The 15949-nt window shown below is 68.2% G+C and carries 14 protein-coding genes and 4 pseudogenes; 10 read left to right on the top strand and 8 right to left on the bottom strand.

Annotated features, from left to right (window positions below; genetic code table 11):
* Window positions 1–155: 155 nt before the first annotated feature.
* Window positions 156–650 carry a DUF4158 domain-containing protein gene (locus ACFKCF_RS47730; RefSeq protein WP_394502094.1) on the top strand — a complete coding sequence of 165 codons (495 nt, stop codon included), beginning with the start codon at window positions 156–158 and terminating at the stop codon, window positions 648–650.
* Here ACFKCF_RS47730 and ACFKCF_RS47725 read toward each other — a convergent pair.
* The 3 genes from ACFKCF_RS47725 to ACFKCF_RS47715 form a co-directional block, all read right to left on the bottom strand.
* Complete coding sequence (locus tag ACFKCF_RS47725) at window positions 539–1078, bottom strand: DUF899 domain-containing protein (protein WP_394502092.1); 540 nt, start codon at window positions 1076–1078, stop codon at window positions 539–541. The genes ACFKCF_RS47730 and ACFKCF_RS47725 overlap by 112 nt on opposite strands.
* Window positions 1075–1953 carry an alpha/beta fold hydrolase gene (locus ACFKCF_RS47720; RefSeq protein WP_394502090.1) on the bottom strand — a complete coding sequence of 293 codons (879 nt, stop codon included), beginning with the start codon at window positions 1951–1953 and terminating at the stop codon, window positions 1075–1077. Before ACFKCF_RS47720 ends, ACFKCF_RS47725 begins: the two co-directional genes overlap by 4 nt.
* 413 nt (window positions 1954–2366) lie before the next feature.
* Window positions 2367–3329 carry an NADP-dependent oxidoreductase gene (locus tag ACFKCF_RS47715; RefSeq protein WP_394502088.1) on the bottom strand — a complete coding sequence of 321 codons (963 nt, stop codon included), beginning with the start codon at window positions 3327–3329 and terminating at the stop codon, window positions 2367–2369.
* A 123-nt stretch (window positions 3330–3452) separates the two neighbouring features.
* On the opposite strand from ACFKCF_RS47715, the gene ACFKCF_RS47710 reads away from it, so the two are divergent.
* From ACFKCF_RS47710 to ACFKCF_RS47700, 3 genes and pseudogenes are all read left to right on the top strand, one after another.
* On the top strand, window positions 3453–4445 hold the full coding sequence (locus tag ACFKCF_RS47710) for a GlxA family transcriptional regulator (RefSeq protein ID WP_394502147.1): 993 nt from the start codon (window positions 3453–3455) through the stop codon (window positions 4443–4445).
* A gap of 20 nt (window positions 4446–4465) precedes the next feature.
* A pseudogene (locus ACFKCF_RS47705) lies at window positions 4466–4633 on the top strand (ISL3 family transposase); the annotation flags it as partial.
* 101 nt (window positions 4634–4734) lie between these two features.
* Window positions 4735–5739 (top strand): annotated as a pseudogene (locus ACFKCF_RS47700) (IS5 family transposase).
* Window positions 5740–5779: 40 nt separating this feature from the next.
* On the opposite strand, the gene ACFKCF_RS47695 reads toward ACFKCF_RS47700, so the two are convergent.
* The gene (locus ACFKCF_RS47695) at window positions 5780–6484 is read right to left on the bottom strand and encodes a hypothetical protein (RefSeq protein WP_394502086.1); all 705 of its coding nucleotides are present in this window, start codon (window positions 6482–6484) and stop codon (window positions 5780–5782) included.
* A 218-nt stretch (window positions 6485–6702) separates the two neighbouring features.
* Here ACFKCF_RS47695 and ACFKCF_RS47690 point away from each other — a divergent pair.
* Window positions 6703–7769: pseudogene (locus ACFKCF_RS47690) on the top strand (IS5 family transposase).
* Between the two features lie 405 nt (window positions 7770–8174).
* Complete coding sequence (locus ACFKCF_RS47685) at window positions 8175–8492, top strand: hypothetical protein (protein WP_394502085.1); 318 nt, start codon at window positions 8175–8177, stop codon at window positions 8490–8492.
* Window positions 8493–8708: 216 nt separating this feature from the next.
* Here the strand turns inward: ACFKCF_RS47685 and ACFKCF_RS47680 are convergent, their stop codons facing one another.
* Window positions 8709–9317, bottom strand: a complete 609-nt coding sequence (locus tag ACFKCF_RS47680; protein WP_394502083.1) for a TetR/AcrR family transcriptional regulator — start codon at window positions 9315–9317, stop codon at window positions 8709–8711.
* Between the two features lie 94 nt (window positions 9318–9411).
* On the opposite strand from ACFKCF_RS47680, the pseudogene ACFKCF_RS47675 reads away from it, so the two are divergent.
* Window positions 9412–10160 (top strand): annotated as a pseudogene (locus tag ACFKCF_RS47675) (SDR family NAD(P)-dependent oxidoreductase).
* 280 nt (window positions 10161–10440) lie between these two features.
* Here the strand turns inward: ACFKCF_RS47675 and ACFKCF_RS47670 are convergent.
* Window positions 10441–11274: an enoyl-CoA hydratase/isomerase family protein gene (locus ACFKCF_RS47670; RefSeq protein WP_394502081.1), complete on the bottom strand. Its 834-nt coding sequence runs from the start codon at window positions 11272–11274 to the stop codon at window positions 10441–10443.
* Between the two features lie 148 nt (window positions 11275–11422).
* On the opposite strand from ACFKCF_RS47670, the gene ACFKCF_RS47665 reads away from it, so the two are divergent.
* The 3 genes from ACFKCF_RS47665 (at window position 11423) to ACFKCF_RS47655 (ending at window position 13898) form a co-directional block, all read left to right on the top strand.
* Entirely contained in the window at window positions 11423–11812 is a 390-nt protein-coding gene (locus ACFKCF_RS47665; RefSeq protein ID WP_394502080.1) for a winged helix-turn-helix transcriptional regulator, read from the top strand.
* A gap of 612 nt (window positions 11813–12424) precedes the next feature.
* Window positions 12425–13306, top strand: a complete 882-nt coding sequence (locus tag ACFKCF_RS47660) for a helix-turn-helix domain-containing protein (protein ID WP_394502078.1) — start codon at window positions 12425–12427, stop codon at window positions 13304–13306.
* Window positions 13307–13442: 136 nt separating this feature from the next.
* Window positions 13443–13898 carry an SRPBCC family protein gene (locus ACFKCF_RS47655; RefSeq protein WP_394502076.1) on the top strand — a complete coding sequence of 152 codons (456 nt, stop codon included), beginning with the start codon at window positions 13443–13445 and terminating at the stop codon, window positions 13896–13898.
* Between the two features lie 545 nt (window positions 13899–14443).
* On the opposite strand, the gene ACFKCF_RS47650 is transcribed toward ACFKCF_RS47655, so the two are convergent.
* Window positions 14444–14662, bottom strand: coding sequence for a WD40 repeat domain-containing protein (locus ACFKCF_RS47650; RefSeq protein ID WP_394502075.1), 219 nt, complete (start codon window positions 14660–14662; stop codon window positions 14444–14446).
* Between the two features lie 142 nt (window positions 14663–14804).
* Window positions 14805–15308 (bottom strand): serine/threonine-protein kinase, encoded by a 504-nt coding sequence (locus ACFKCF_RS47645; RefSeq protein ID WP_394502145.1) that lies wholly within the window; start codon window positions 15306–15308, stop codon window positions 14805–14807.
* Window positions 15309–15949: the final 641 nt, after the last annotated feature.

The following is a 15949-nucleotide window of genomic DNA, read 5'->3' as shown; positions in this document are numbered from 1 at the left end:
CCCGAACACGCGCTTCGTGCCGTCCGGGTTCGCCGTGCACGACGCAGGCAAGGTCGCCAAGGTGCACGTGCTGACCAGCCCGCACCGCTCCGAGTCCAACCCGCGGCCCTTTGGTGATGAGGCCCTGGCCGACCTGACCCTGCTTGCCGACCTGCGTGACTGGCTGGCCGATGGTTCGTGCCGGACGACATCTGGTCGGTTCCGCAGGCGGCGGTGCAGCGGCTGGCGAACCAGTTGGCGGTGTTTCCGGGGCCCTGCAGCAGTATGGGCGGCGGGCGCAGACCCGTAGCGATCATTTGAAGCTGGTGCTGAAGTATCTGGGCTGGAAACCGGTTCCGACCAGAGGCGAGACGCTGAAGGAGCTGGAGCAGTTCCTGCTTGATCGGGTGATGGTGCATGACACGCCGTCGCTGCTGTTCCATCAGGCGGCCGAGCATCTGGTCAGCTCGAAAGTGGTGCGGCCGGGTGTGGTCGTGCTGATGAAGATGGTCGGCTCGGCGCGTAATGCGGCGGGGGCGTTGACGTTGGAGAAGGCCGATCACCTGCTGACCGGGCCGATGCGGGCGGACTTGGACCGGCTGCTGGTGTTGGACGTCGAGCTGGGGGTGGCGCCGTTGGCCTGTTGCTCGGGCGTGAACGAGACGCGGTAGTCGTAGTTGAAATCGCTGCCGTGGGAGGAGACCCAGCTGAACCGCCAGCCCATCCGCCGCTTGTAGGCGTTGATCTTCTCCAGCGGCGCGCGGGAGACGCTGATGAGGGTCACGTCGCGGCTGTTGAGGTGGGGCATCGCGGCGTCGAAATGGTCGGCGGTGAGTGAGCAGCTGGGGCATCCCGCGTCGGCGTCGGGATGGAACATGAAGTGCTTGACCAGCAGCTGGGACCGTCCGTCGAACAACTCGGCCAGCGTCGCCGGTCCGTCATCGGTGGTGAAGGTGTAGTCCTTGGTGACGGGCACCCAGGGAAGCTCGCGGCGCAGGCGTGCCAGATGGTCACCGTTGCGGCTGTGTTCCTTCTCGCGCTCCAGCAGAGCGCGGCTGGCACTCAGCCATTCGTCCCGGGTGCCGATGCGGTGGGTCATCTGTGGTCCATTCGCTTCGTTGAGTCGGTGATGTGGGCGGCGATCGCCGGGATCACGGTGTCCCAGCAGCGGCGCGGGAGTTCGTGGCCGATGCCGGGCAGTCGCAGCAGGCGGGCGCCGGGGATTTCGGCGGCAAGCGCGATGCCGTGTTCGATGGTGAACAGCGGGTCGCGGGTGCCGTGGAGGACCAGGGCCGGCATGCGCAGGGTGCCCAGCCGGTCGCGCCAGCGGGCGTGGCCGCGCATCGCGTAGTGGTTGGTGTGGCTGGCCTGGACGCATGCCGTACGGTCGGCGACGGCCGCCGCTCGTTCGCGGGTGACGGCCTCCTCCTGCTCAGGCCACGCCGCGGCGTAGGCGCGGTCCTGGGCGACGACGTAGTCGATGACGGCGGCGTGGTCGGTCCAGTCCGGTGGCACGGCGGTGTCGTAGTGGGCCTGCAGCGGGCCGGTGGTCGGTGGCAGATCCGGGGCGCGTGGTTCCGGGCTGGTGGCGATCAGGGTCAGCGACGCGACGCGCCCGGGGCTGCGAAGGGCGGCGACCTGCGCGAGCTGGCCGCCCATGGACAGGCCGACCAGGTGCGCCCGCGCCAGGCCGAGCGCGTCGAGGATCGCGATGGCGTCGGCGGCCAGATCGGCGAACGTGTACTCAGGATGACCCGGCGGGTACCAGGTCGATTCGCCCGTGTCGCGGTGGTCGTAGCGGATGACGAGCCCGCCCGTGGCCTCGGCCAGCTGCTCGCAGAAGCCGATGTCCCACCAGTCCATCGACCGGCTCGCGCCGCCGATGAGCAGGACCGCCGGACCGTCGCGGCGCCCGAACGCCTGGACGCACAGCTCCACCTGGGGGCTGACCTGGACGAGTTCGCAAGAAGGCATGCCCCCACCATCTCGGTACCGGGACGGAGGAACAAGCGCGAAGCACGAGACGATTGATAAGCCGGGCTGAATAATATGGGCAACGCCGAACCTCACAGGGCGGCAGACCGAGTACGAGAGAAAGAGACAGTCATGTCGCCGACCAGGGCGACCACGCAGCCCCGACCAGCGCGCCGCACGGCCAAGATGGGTGTGCTCCGGAACTGACGATGGCCCGACGCGATGCGCAGGCCATTCGTCGTGGTGGCGGAATCGAGCATTCATGAGAACCAGCCACTTGTCAGGTGCCGGGCGGCTGCTCGCTCCTCGAGCCTCCCGTGCCTGCCGGCCCTGTTTGATCGGCCGGTCGCATCACTTCGTCATGACCGAGGGGATTCTGAAACTTCCACCCCGGGGACCTGCCGCCGGTGAGGTCATCCTGCGACCGTGAGCACGATCTTTCCGGTGGTGCGGCCGGTCTCGCCGAGCTCGTGAGCCTTGGCCGCCTGCTCGAACGGCAGGACGGTGTCGACCTCGACGCGCAGCCGCCCCGTATCGACAAGCTTGGCGATCGTTGCCATCGCGGCGTTGTCGGGCTCGACGAGGAGGGAGCCCGCCCAGATGCCGCGCTCCCCGGCCTGCCGGAGGAGGTCCTCGTCAGGCTCCGAAGCGAGCCGGACAAGGGCGCCACCGTCGCGTAGCGTCCGCAGGGAACGCATCCCATAGTCGCCACCGATGCTGTCGATGACCAGGTCGATGTCGCGGACCGTCTCGGCGAAGTCCCTCTCGGTGTAGTCGATCACGTCGTCGGCACCCAGCTCACGCACGAAGGCGTGCTTGCTCCTACGAGCGGTACCGATCACGTACGCGCCGAGATGCTTGGCGAGTTGCACGGCCAGATGGCCGACCCCGCCGGCTGCGGCATGGATCAACACGCGCTGGCCCGGTTGCACGTTCGCAGTGTCGTACAGGACCTGCCACGCGGTGAGCGCCGCCAGCGGCAGCGCCGCGGCGTGCACGTGGTCGAGCCCGGCCGGCTTACGGGTGAAGTGCCGCGACGGGGCGGTCACGTACTCGGCGTAGCCGCCCGCCTTGTGCGGGAAACGTGGCATACCGAAGACCTCGTCACCCGGCCGGAAGCGAGTGACCCCCAAGCCCACCGCCTCGACTACCCCTGACACATCCCAGCCGAGGATGGCGGGCGGATCGCTCAGCAGCCTGCCGTGCGTCCGTGACTTCCAGTCCGTCGGGTTAACGCCGGCCGCGTGCACCCGGACCAGGACCTCCGTCGGCATCGGCTCAGGACGGTCCACCTCGGCCAGGGTCAGCACCTCGGGGCCGCCCGCAGACTCCTGGATGATCGCGCGCATCCGCGCCGCCGTCGTGTCTTCGCTCATGGGAAGAACGCTCCTTCAAAGCCGGGATGAGTGCGCCGCCGACTGCGGCGCCGGTGACCAGCCTCCGCGATGGACGGGCCCGGAAGAAGTGGCATGATTGCCATTGTGCGCAAGGATCACGCCATGCATCGCGTCGTCGTACTCGCCCTCGATGGCGTGATCCCGTTCGAGCTGAGCATCCCCTCCCGCGTCTTCGGCATCGCCGAGGGCCCGAACGGCGAACCGCTGTACGAAGTCATCACCTGCACCGTCGACGGCCGCCCCGTACGGACCACGGCGGACTTCACCATCGCCGTCGAGCACGGAGCCGAAGCCCTCGCGACCGCGGACACCCTGATCATCCCCGCCGCCTACGGTTGCGAGATGATCCACGAACTGGGACGGCTGCCGGACCCGCTCCACGCCGCGCTCGCGGCCGTGCGGCCGCGCACCCGCATGGTGTCGATCTGTGTCGGGTCGTACGTGCTGGCGGCGATGGGTCTGCTCGACGGCCGGCCGGCGACCACGCACTGGGGCCATGCCGAACACTTCCAGCGGCTCTTCCCCCGCGTACGGGTGGATCCAGACGTGCTGTTCGTCGACGATGGCGATGTGCTGACCTCGGCGGGCGCGGCGGCCGGGGTGGACTTGTGCCTGCACATCGTCCGCCGCGACCACGGCAGCGAGGTGACGAACAAGGTGGCTCGTGGCTGTGTCGTCCCGCCCTGGCGCGAGGGTGGCCAGGCCCAGTACATCGAACGGCCTGTGCCGGCGCCGTCGACGGCCAGTACTGCGCACACCCGCGCCTGGGCCCTGGAGCGCCTTCATGAGCCGCTGCCGCTGCCGGAGTTGGCCGCGCATGCGCGGATGAGTGTACGCACGTTCATCCGCCGCTTCCGCGAGGAGGTGGGCATGCCGCCGGGGCAGTGGTTGATCCGGCAGCGCGTGGACAGGGCTCGTCATCTGCTGGAAGCGAGCGACCTGCCCGTGGACCTCATCGCCCACGAGACCGGCTTTGGCACAACATCTTCGCTCCGTCACCACCTGCACGCGGCGATCGGCGTCTCGCCGATGGCCTATCGGCGCACCTTCCACAGACACGAGTCGCCGCCCGAGCACGCTGCTGAGCTGCCGTAAGTTCGCCCCGGCCGTCCGGCTTCGCCAACGGCCTCGGGCTCGACCGCGAGGCTGTGAACGCCGCCATCACCTTGCCGCATCACAACGGCCGGACGGAAGGTGGCAACACGCGAACGAAGAGAATCATGCGGCAAATGCACGGCTGGGCGGGGTTCGACCTCCTGCGTCACCGCATTCTGCTGCACTGAAATCATTGCGCGCCCCCACTGTCCTCACAGTCCCCAGAGAGAACCGCCGAGCAGCCCACCGATGCCGAGCACCTTGGCCTGGATCCTGGTAGGCCATCGCCATGCCACGAGGAGACCTCACCGACGAGGAATGGTCCTTGATCGAGCCTCACCTGCCTCTGGGTGAGCGAGGCCCGATCCCGGACCTGCGACAGCAGTTCAACGCCGTGATGTGGCGCTTCCGTACCGGCAGCCCGTGGCGGGATCTGCCCACCGAGTACGGGCCCTGGTCCACCCGCCTATGACCGGTTCCGGTCGTGGGCCAAGACGGGCGTCTTCGAGCAGCTGATGCAGGCGCTGATCGCCGAGGCGGCTGCCCGAGGGCAGGTCGACCTTGACCTGGTCAACGTGGACTCCACCACCGCCCGTGCCCACCACCACGCCGCCGGGATGGTCCTGGACGGTGAACTGGTGCAGGCGTTGGAGGAGGCCGCCGAGCAGGAAAAGGGGCTGCGCCAAAGGGGCACCCCCCAAGAAGGTCAGGGCGGCGGACCCGACGAAGACGGGGACGGGGATATGGGCGGACGCCGGCGGTTACGACTGCGGCGCAGAATACGGCTGAAGGCAGCCAAGCTGGGCCGCTCGCGGGGTGGGCTGACCAGCAAGGTCCACCTGTCCCCGAACGTCGATGCCGTCCGCTGTCCTTCGTGCTCACCCCAGGCCAGGTCGGCGACAACCCGCAGTTTCGCGCCGTGCTGAACCGCGTCCAGGTCCGCCTGCCTGTCGGCCGCCCGCCCACCCGCCCGCGCGCGGTGGCCGCTGACAAGGCGTACTCCTCTCGCGGCAATCGCGCCTACCTGCGCCGACGCGGCATCAAGGCGGTCCTCCCGGAGAAGATCGACCACGCCCACCGCAAGAAGCGCGGCTCCTGCGGCGGCCGCCCGATCAGCCATGATCCAGATCTCTACAAAGAGCGCAACACGGCGGAACGCTGCATTAATCGGATCAAGGAGTGGCGTGGACTGGCCTTCCGCTTCGACAAGAATCCCGACAGCTACCTCGCCGGCCTTCACCTACGCGGAGCCATAGCCGCGCAGCAGGCCAGCATGTTGACCGAGAACAGTTAGCGATGGTCGTCACGGTGCTGGCTATGAACCAGGTCGCCGGTCATGGGTGGTAATGCTGAGAGAGCGTGGTGATCTCCATACCGTCCGATGGGTCGACGGAGATGGTCTTGAAGGAGCGGAAATGCGGGTCGAGACCGCCACGTTCCAAGTTCAGCTCGGGCGTGGCGCGCAGCAGCTTGATGAACGCCGCGACACTGTAGCGCGCAGGCACGGGGCCATTGCTCATGTTCATGAGGATGACCGTGGCTCGCCGGGCCAGCCGATAGGTCTTGGCGGGGCCGGAGACTGGCTCGTAATAGCCGTCGTCGGCGACCCTAGGGCCGCAGACCAGGGTGGAGGGTCTGGCCTTCAGCACCACACGATCGCCGTCGACACTGATGCCGCTGATGGTCAGCACGTCGCGGACGGGTACGCGGTGTTCGCCGCGACGATCGCAGATCTTGGGGCGCGGACGGGGCCCGATATCGGTGGTCGCCGTCGGCTTGGGAAGGTTGGCCGGAGGTGAGAGGGAGGAGGACGCCGGGACGGGCTGCTGCGGCAGCGCGGCCGGGGCAGTCGCGCGACTCTGCGGTGCGACGGTCTGGGTGATGGCAGGCTGTGGCTCGGCTGTCTGGGCCGAACAGCCGACCGCGGCCAGCACAGCGGCCGACAGCGCGATCACGCGTAGTGAGCTCATGGTGAACCCCCGGATCCCGGCGATGTTGATCGTGGGGAGTACGACGACGCATCCCGCCAGAAAGTTCACGCGACACTTTCGTACGCCCGTCGTCAGCCGCCGTTTACTGCGAAAAGACTCCCGGCAGCTACCTCGCCGGCCTTCATCTACGCGGAGCCATCTTGTGGATCCGATGCCTCCAACTCCTCTGAAGATCCGAATTCCATACAGCCCCTAGAGGAGCTGTTTGGGGTTCGGATCTTGGTGAGGGTCGGTGGTGGGCTGGCCGTGGCTGGTAGAACTCGGATGTGGCGCGCTTCGATGTGACCGATGCCGAGTGGGCTTTGATCGAGCCGCATCTGCCGTTGGCGGCTACCGGGCCGCTGCCGCGGCGGGTGCGTGATCAGTTCAATGGGATCTTGTGGCGGTTTCGTACCGGATCCGGCTGGCGTGACGTGCCGGAACGCTATGGGTCGTGGTCCACTGTCTACTCCCGGTTCAACGGCTGGGCCAAAGCCGGGGTGTTCCAAGGGCTGATGGACGCACTGATCGCCGAGGCCGCATCGCGTGGACAGGTCGGGCTGGAGTTGGTCAGCGTGGACTCCACGATCGTGCGGGCGCATCAGGAATCGGCCGGGCTGGCTGTCGCCGGGGAGACCTTGGATGCGTTGGAGCTGGCGCTGACCGAGGAAAAGGGGGCTCCGCTGCCGGAGCAGCCGCCGGTGCTGCGGGTGATGCGCCCCAGGCGACACCCGAGGCCGGCGCGTCGCCGCCGCACGAGCGCGCCGCCACCCGGCGACGCCGCAAGGCGCGAGCGAAGGCTGCCGCGCTGGGCCGATCCCGAGGTGGGCTGAGCAGCAAGATCCATGCCGCGGTCGATGCCGCCGGGCTGCCGCTGGTCTTCGTGCTCACGCCCGGCCAAGCCGCCGACTGCCCGCGATTCACCGCTGTCCTGGACAAGATCCGCGTGGCCGGACCGGTGGGCCGGCCACGGACCCGCCCGGCTGCGGTGGCCGCGGACAAGGCCTATTCCTCCAAGGCCAACCGTGCCTATCTGCGCCGCCGCCGGATCGGCGCGGTCATCCCGGAGAAGAGTGACCAGCAGGCCAACCGGAAGAAGAAGGGCTCGGCCGGTGGGCGGCCTGCCGCCTTCAATCCGGAGCGCTACCGGCAGCGCAACACCGTCGAACGCTGCTTCCAGAAGATCAAGGCCTGGCGTGGCCTGGCGACTCGCTACGACAAAGCCTCGGAAAGCTACGAGGCCGGGCTCTATCTCCGGGGCTCGATCATGTGGTTAAGACTCCTCACCTCAACCACATGGGCTGGGGACCTTCGGCATGAGGACTTGACCGAGCTAGACGACATCAACCGCTGAACGCCCCCAGAGCTAAACGGCCCACAAGGCACCACCGAAGCCCACCTGGCCACCCACCCCCAACCTGGGTCGACTTCGGCTCACGACACCGCGGACACCGGACGGCCGCTGTCGGTGTCTGCACCCGGGAGAAGCCACGAGTTGGAGAGCAGCGGCACATCGCGCGATAACGGATAGCAGCCCGGACGGGCCGCTTACGCCCTCAGACGGTGGAAGCCCGCCCCGCCAGCGTTCAAGATTGGGCTCGTAGCCATGGGTAGTTCGGTTCCGACCGAAAGCGGATCTTCGTCTCCGACTGGGCCCCGGCGGCCTGCTGATGGCTCCGCAGGGGCCGCGTCGACGTCGCCGACCAGGTGTAAGCGCATCGGGGACCTGGCGGTCGAGGATTGGGATCTGACCCGGCTGTTGCGCACCGAGCTCGGCCGCAAGAAGGTGCGGGTCGCGGCAGTGGAGCCCGGCATGGCCGACACCGAATTGCCGGACCACGTCACCGACGCCGACGCGAGCCGGCTGAAGGCCGACCGCGTCAAGGAGACCGACGTGCTGCAGTCGGACGACATCGCCGAGACGGTGGCCTTCATCGCGGCGGTACCCAAGCACGTAACCTCACCGAGATCACCATCCCGCCGACCGGACAGATCACCTGAGTGCGGCTGTTGTGCTGCACCGGCCGAAGATACTTTCGGCCGGCACAGCACTGTGGGTTATCGCGGGGCGATGTAAGCAATGGCATCCTGTGCCCGCCGGCCAGGCTGATACCCATGACTGGATGGGGAGAAGCCGACCTCGAAGGCCCAGGATCGGGCCGAAGCGACCGGAGCGCAATGCAGCTCTGAGTGAGTGCAGTTACAGTTCGTGATCGCAGAAATGGTTGTTGGTTTGTTGAGAACCGGCCATTACGGCGCGCCGTTGCTCGCGAAGAGGAACGCTGGGCGGTTCTCAGGGGAGCGGCCAGTTGCGGAGGGCGGCGTCGGCCATCTCCTGGAGTTCGTCGCGGCCGACACCGCTCGCGGCTTGCACGGCGATGCCGAAGGCCAAGGTGGTGACATAGCGGGCCAGGAGCGCCGGATCGCTCTCCGGAGGCAGGTCGCCGTCGTCGACGGCTCGCTGGAACCGCTCCCGGACGCAGGAGCAGCCGTTGTTGCGCCAGGCGATGAGAAGGTCACGGACTCCGAGCCCGGAGTCGCCGGCGGCCAGGGCGCTCTGGACGCCCAGGCACCCATGGGGGTGGGCCGGGCGGGTGGTGGTTTGCACGGTGCCGGTCAGGATCGCGGAGGCGACACCGAGGGCGGTCGGCTCCTCCAAGGCCCGGGCCAGGTAGGCGCTCGGGCCTTCGGTGTAGCGCTCCAGGGCCTTGCGAAACAGTTCCTCCTTGTTGCCGAAGGCCGCATCCATGCTTGTGGTGGAGATGCCCATCGCCTCGGTCAGCCTGGCCAGGCTGACCCCCTCGTAGCCGTGCTCCCAGAAGACCAGCATGGCGCGCTCGAGAGCTTCGTCGGCGTCAAATCCTCGTGGCCGACCCATGGGGCCGCTCTGATCGGTCTTCACGCCCGCAGCCTACCCGTTCTGCAGCGATCGCTACAGAAGTGCTACCGTTCGACTTCTGTAGCGATCGCTGCAGAAGTCGAAGGAGGTTGTCCCCATGGGACTACTTGAAGGCAAGACCGCTCTTGTCACCGGCGGCAGCACCGGAATCGGCCTGGCCAGTGCCGTACGACTGGCGGCCGAAGGCGCACACGTGTTCATCACCGGTCGGCGCAAGACCGAACTCGACGCGGCCGTCGAAACGATCGGCTCAGCGGCCACCGCGATGATCGGCGACATCTCGAACCTGGCCGACCTTGACCGGCTTTATGAGACGATCCGCAGCCGGGGACGAGGCCTGGACGTGCTGTTCGCCAACGCCTCCGTCGCCGCGTTCGCGAAGCTCGAGCAGATCACCGAGGAACACTTCGACACCCTCTTCGGTATCAACGTCCGGGGCACGCTGTTCACCGTGCAGAAGGCACTGCCCCTGCTCAACGACGGCGCCTCAGTCATCTTGAACGGCTCCACCAATGTGGACGTCGGCGATGAGGCGTTCGGCGTGTACGCGGCGACCAAGGCCGCCACCCGACCGTTCGTCCGGACCTGGGCCAACGAACTCAAGGGAGCGGCATCCGGGTCAACACCATCACGCCCGGTCCGACCGACACCCCCGGGTTGTCCGGGCTCGCCGGCGGCCCGGAGCAGGCCGCCGGCCTCAAGCGGCACCTGGCTACGCAGGTGCCGCTGGGCCGACTCGGGCGCCCGGAGGAGATCGCCGCCGCCGTGACCTTCCTCGCCTCCGAGCAGAGCAGCTTCATCACCGGTTCGAGCCTGTACGTCGACGGCGGCCTGAACCAGATCTGAGTTCCATGGCCGCACATCCGGCCAGGATGGCGGCGCCTGACCGGCCGGGCTCGCTCAGACGGGCGAGACCGGCTGCCCCGATCGCAAGCCGGCCCGGCGGACAGAGGCCAGGCCTGCCGCAGGAGCTGCGCACGGCAACGGTGTGACTAGATTGATCGGCTCTGCTGGAGCTGCTGTGGGTCGCCGGTCAGGGGTCCTGCGCAGCGAGGCCACGATGTCCCGCCCGGCGAGCCCCGGTCCTGTCCGCGGCTCTGGCCAGGCTGCCGATCGGCTGAGGTCTTCAGAGCGTGACCGAGCGCAGCAGTTGCTCCAGGCGCCGCTCGCCGTCGCGGGTCTGCGCGCCCGCCGCGAGCGCGCCACGCAGCAGCTTCTTCGCGGCGGGCCGGGCGAACTGGCTCGCCCACGCCTCGTGCTCGCGCACCATCCCGGCGGCCAGGTCCTGCGGTGGCAGGGCACCCTTGACGGCCGCGATCGTGCCGTCCGGCAGGTCCGCGATGTTTCGGGCGAGCCGGTCGACGAACGCGTCGATGTCGTCGGCCGGCAGCGCGCGATTGACCCAGCCGTAACGTTCGGCCGTCTGCGCGTCGAACAGCTCCGCACCCAGGACGATCTCCAGAGCGCGGTTGCGGCCCGCCCGGTTCAGCAGGTACTGCGTGCCGCCGCCACCGGGCACGATGCCCCCCAGCACCTCCATCTGGCCGAGCCCGGCCCGGCCGATCGCCGCGAAACTCATGTCGGCCGCCGCGACGAACTCGGCCCCTCCACCACGAGCCATCCCGGTCAGCTTGACGATCGTCACCTGGGGCTGGGTGCGCAGAGCCTCGCCGAGTGCCTGGAAGACGTTGAGCCCGGCCGGCGCCCCGGCTGTCGGGTCGGCGGCGGCGTCCTCGTCGTCCACGAGCGTCATGTCGACGTGGGCGATGAAGAACTCCGGATCGGCGCTCTCGAACACGACGACCTTGGCCGTCTCGTCCTCCCGCAACGTGGTCAGCAGCGTCATCAGGTCGGCCATCATCGCCAGGCTGAGAACATTCACGGGTGGGTTGTCGATGACGACCTTGACGACGCCGCGGTCGCGCGTCACGTGCAGGGTGGCGAAGGTGGGCTGGCTCACGCCGGGGGACTCCTATCCGGAGGCGGCGACGGCAATACGACGTGGCTGCCGCGCCCCTAGGTATCTGATGTATACCTATGATTGGGTGATCGCCGAGCGGCGTCAATAACGCACTTTTGGCATCTCAAGCATCGCGGAGGATACCTAGGTGACCGAGACCAGCGAGCCGGAGTGGGTCTTCCGCGCCGACTGCCCGACACGACCGATCCTCGACCAGATCGCGGACAAGTGGTCGATGATGACGATGGCGGTGCTGGCCGAGCCGAAACGGTTCAACCAGATCAAGCGCCGGCTCGAAGGAGTCACCCAGCGCGTGCTCACCCATACCCTGCGCCGCCTGGAACGCAACGGCATGATCGAACGCCGCGTCCTGCCGACCTCGCCCGTAGGGGTGGAGTACTCGCTGACGCCACTCGGCGAGTCGCTGCGTGAGCCGTTCTTGCACCTCTACACCTGGGCGGTCGAACACGCCGACGACATCGCCGCCCGGCAGCGGGCCTACGACGCACGCTCCGCACCTGCTCACCCACCCCAGTGACGGCTGAGCGCTCATCGTCCATGATCGGCACCGCGGGCAGTTTGCGATCGCGGGCGGTCTTCGCCGATAGTGACTGATCTTGGCTGAGTGCTGGTGGCGACGGGCCCACCGCGACCACGCCTGGATTGACCAAGGTCTGGCGCCTGGTGGAAGCTGCTGATCATGCGGAAGATCATCTGTCACGGGCGGGCCGGGGTTTGTGACTCAGCACGCTGGTTGGTCACGCTGAGCATGGAAGTCGGCCGCAGGAGTCAGGCGTCGAAGCGGCGGCGGGAAGCACCGCCGGCATCGTGGACTTGCGGCTCATACCGCCTCCCAGTCGAGGTCGCCGCGCTCGATGGACACGCGCAGCACAACCGGCTCAATGGTCCGGCGGGCCCGTGCCGGTCATCGCCCGACTCGTTCAGGCCGATGAGGACACCGTGCGCGATGTGATCCACCGCGCAATCCCAGCCGGGACGGCATTTCCGAGCATCGTCGATTGGAGGAGGCGGCACCGGCCCGCGACGCCGATGCCGCGGCCGACGCGCCGGCCCAGCATCTGACCCTGACCGCGGCCGGGCTGACCAGAAGCATTCACCACCAGGCCCCCCGGAAGGAAGCCTGATACAAGTGTTCGACTCGCCCAATTTCGATCTCGCCCCGTACGCGGAGTTGGATACGTCGGCGCTGGTGCGGCGCACTTTCTGCAGTTGGGACGGCGCGGGCTGGCGGTCGCTGCTCGTGCAGTGCTTCGACCACGCTCCCGAGGCCGACCACGTTCAACTGCCCGGCGTGTCCGACCTGCATCTGGTGCTCTACGTGGCCGGGGATGTGGTCATGCGGACGCGTTCCGACGGGAAACCGGTGCGCGGACGCCGAGTTCCGGGCGCTCTGGAACTCATGGTCCCCGGCCGGGAGACCGTGCGGGACTATCGGACGGCGTCGGCGATGCGCACCATCCAAGTCCACATCCCCTCTGCGACCGTGGCTCGTGCAGCGGCCCGGCTCGGCGGTTCAGCACCGGACTTCGAAACGCTGTCGGCAGAGGTGGCGGCCGCCGGCGATCCCGTGGTCGAACATCTCGTGCGGGCACTACCCGCGGCCGGTGGCGTGGACGACGTCTACGCGGAGTCCGCCGCGGAGTTCCTCACGACCCATCTGTTGACCAAGGGCCGACACGAGCGCCTGCCGGGGCCCGAACACGCGGCCGTCCGCACCGGCATCGCCGTGATGCACGACCGGCTGGCCGAACCGTTGACACTGGCCGACATCGCCGCCGAAGCCCACCTCAGCGTGTACCACTTCGTCCGCGTCTTCCGTGCGGCGACCGGCGAGACGCCCTACCGGTACCTCATCCGGCTCCGGATCGAACGGGCACGCGGACTCCTGACCGACAGCGACCTCACGATCGGGCAAATCGCCGAGCGCTGCGGTTTCGCCAGTCCTGGCGCGCTGTCGACGGCCTTCCTGAGGCATGTCGGCGTCCGTCCGTCGGTGTACCGCAAGATCTGATCGAACCTCGCCAATCCGGCGCATGTCCCCGTACCGCACGGGTCGCCTAGTTTCGGGGTGACGTCTTACGAAATGACCGCCCAGCCCCCGTCGGGCAGTTCCGAGGGGCGCGGCGAGGAACGAAGGAACTCACGACATGTTGAGCTACGACGCGACCGCGATCTCGACCGCACCTCCAGCCGTCGTGTGGCGCCTGCTCGTCGATGCGCGCACCTGGCCCATCTGGTCGGCCGTGGACAGCCTGGTCGTCGAACGGTCCAGCGGCCTCGATCCCGACGGCCACGACCCCGTTGGCGCGGTCCGCGCGTTCCGCACCGGGCGGACGGTGACCGGCGAACGGCTGACCGGGCTCGTCGAGCAGAAGCAGCTGACCTACGAGGACGCGTTCAACCCCTCCATCCGCAACTACCGGGCGGTCATCGACCTCACGCCCACATCCGACGGCGGCACGGCAATCCACTGGCACGGCACCTACAACGCCCGCTGGGGGCTGGGTTGGCTGATGAAGCGCGTCATGCAACGCGTCATGCAGCAGATGGCCGACGGCCTCGCCGCCCACGCGGCGACGCTGCCGCACCAGCCAACCACCTGACCGACACCAAGATCCAGTAGCCAACGAAGCCGAGCCCAGCACGCCAGCCCGCGAGGCTCTGCGACTGCTCTCGATGATCGGCCTCCCACAGATGAGTGACGTTCGACCATGAGCTTCCCCCTGTAGCGCGGACAAGCACACCCGACAGATCAAGCTGCGCCGGGGACACACGACGCAATCGAGTCTCCCTTCGAAGTGGGCCTGGCGCCCCCTCCTGAAGGCCAGGCCCCTTCCGCACGCTAGTGGTCAAGCGATTACTGAGCGCGTTTTACCTCCGCTTCGTCTGTGACGTGGCACGGTCAATGTCGCTTTTTCTGCCGCGTTCTTGTCGTGGTGGTTCGGCAGTTGGTTGATGCGCTGGCGGGCGCTATGAAGGCCGTTGCCCGGGCCCCGAGAACTCGGGCCCGGACAACGGCCTATTGCGTGATGTCGTGTGGTCCACCCGTGACCGCCCTCCGCGACGTGACAGGGGATAGACAATTCCCAGCGAGCGGCACCATCCCCGGCACGGGCCCCCCGCTCGTCGCGGGACTGATGAAGACAGATCAGGGGATCTTCCAAAGCCGCACGGTCTCGTCGGTACTACCGCCGGCCAGGGTGCGGCCGTCCGGGCTGAACGCCACCGAGACGACGCTACTGGTGTGGCCGGTGAGGGTGGCGGTGGGAGGATTGTCCGGTTCGAGCACACGGATGATCGGGTAAGAGATGGCGGCGAGGCCGGCTTTGCCGAGCGCGCCAAGGATGAGGGCGCATCGCGTGAACATGGTGGGCGTGGGCGCTGGTGTCTGCGCCGGGTCGACCGGCCCGGCGCCGCCGTCATTGGCCAGTGGCCGGGTGGGGGTGGCTGTCCGCGCCGGCGGCCCAGGCTGATGATGCGGCGGCCGGGCTGGCTGGGGTGTGGTCGGCCTACCTGCGGTGGCCGGCTGACCGGCCGGTGGCGTCGTCTGCGCCTTCGTTGCCGGCGCCTTCGCGGTCGGGTCGCGAGCCGGGGAGGATTTCCTCAACTCCGGGACGGTCGGTGGGGGTTTTGGCCAGGCACGGGCCGGCCAGGTCGCGGAGGTCGCCGGTGATGCCGCCCAGGCGGGGCTCCTCCCTGATGATGCGGTGCACGATCGCGGGAATGGTCGCGGCGTCGAACGGCCCCTGCCCGGTGTCGGCGAAGATCAGCACACATCCGAGTGAGAACACGTCGCTGGCCGGCCCGGTCCGCTCGCCGCGCACTTGTTCGGGGGACATGTAGGCGAACGTGCCGATGACCACGCCGGTCGAGGTCAGGGAGCTGGCGTCGGCCGGGCGGGCGATGCCGAAGTCGATGATCCGCGGCCCGTCCTCAGCCATGATCACATTGCCTGGTTTCAGATCCCGGTGCACCACTCCGCAGGCGTGGATCGCGGCCAGTCCTTCGGCCAGCCCTGCCCCCAGCCCGCGGCACCCAGCTCCAGCGGGCCGTGCTCGCTGACCTCCTGCTGCAGGGATGGGCCGGGGTGAACGCGGTCACCAGCCACGGCGATTCGGCATCGGGGTCGGCATCGACTACCGGCGCGGTATGAAACCCGCCCACCCTTTGCGCGGCCTGCACCCCCCGGGCGAACCGCGCCCGAAACTGCGGACTGGAAGCATGCTCGGCCTGGATCACCTTCACCGCGACCTTCCGGCCGCCGGGGGAAACCCCCAAGAACACCTGGCCCATCCCGCCCGCACCCAGCCGCCCGGTCAGCCGGTACGGCCCAACCTGCACGGGTCACCCGGCTGCAGCGGATCCATCAGCGCACGCCCCTATTCGGGGTGTCGGTATCGAAGCTGTCAGCAGGTACACGCGATTGCGTGAGCGCAGGTCACGAGCCGGACTGGTGGGACAGAATCGGCATTCTGCAGGTGAACCCCAGCGGGCTGCGAGAGCTGTCACCAGGGTCAACACGATCGCGTGTACCCGATGGCACGACTCTTAACGACACCCCGGATGAGGCGGACCGGCCCGGCCATGTAGAGGAACACCAGCTCGACCACGCCAAGGACCGCTCCCGCCAGAAGCCCCACCAGACTGTGCGCAC

Source organism: Nonomuraea sp. JJY05 (genome assembly GCF_043496855.1).
Lineage (GTDB): Bacteria > Actinomycetota > Actinomycetes > Streptosporangiales > Streptosporangiaceae > Nonomuraea.
Note: the sequence above shows the minus strand (reverse complement) of the source record. Positions and strands in the feature narration are given on the sequence as shown.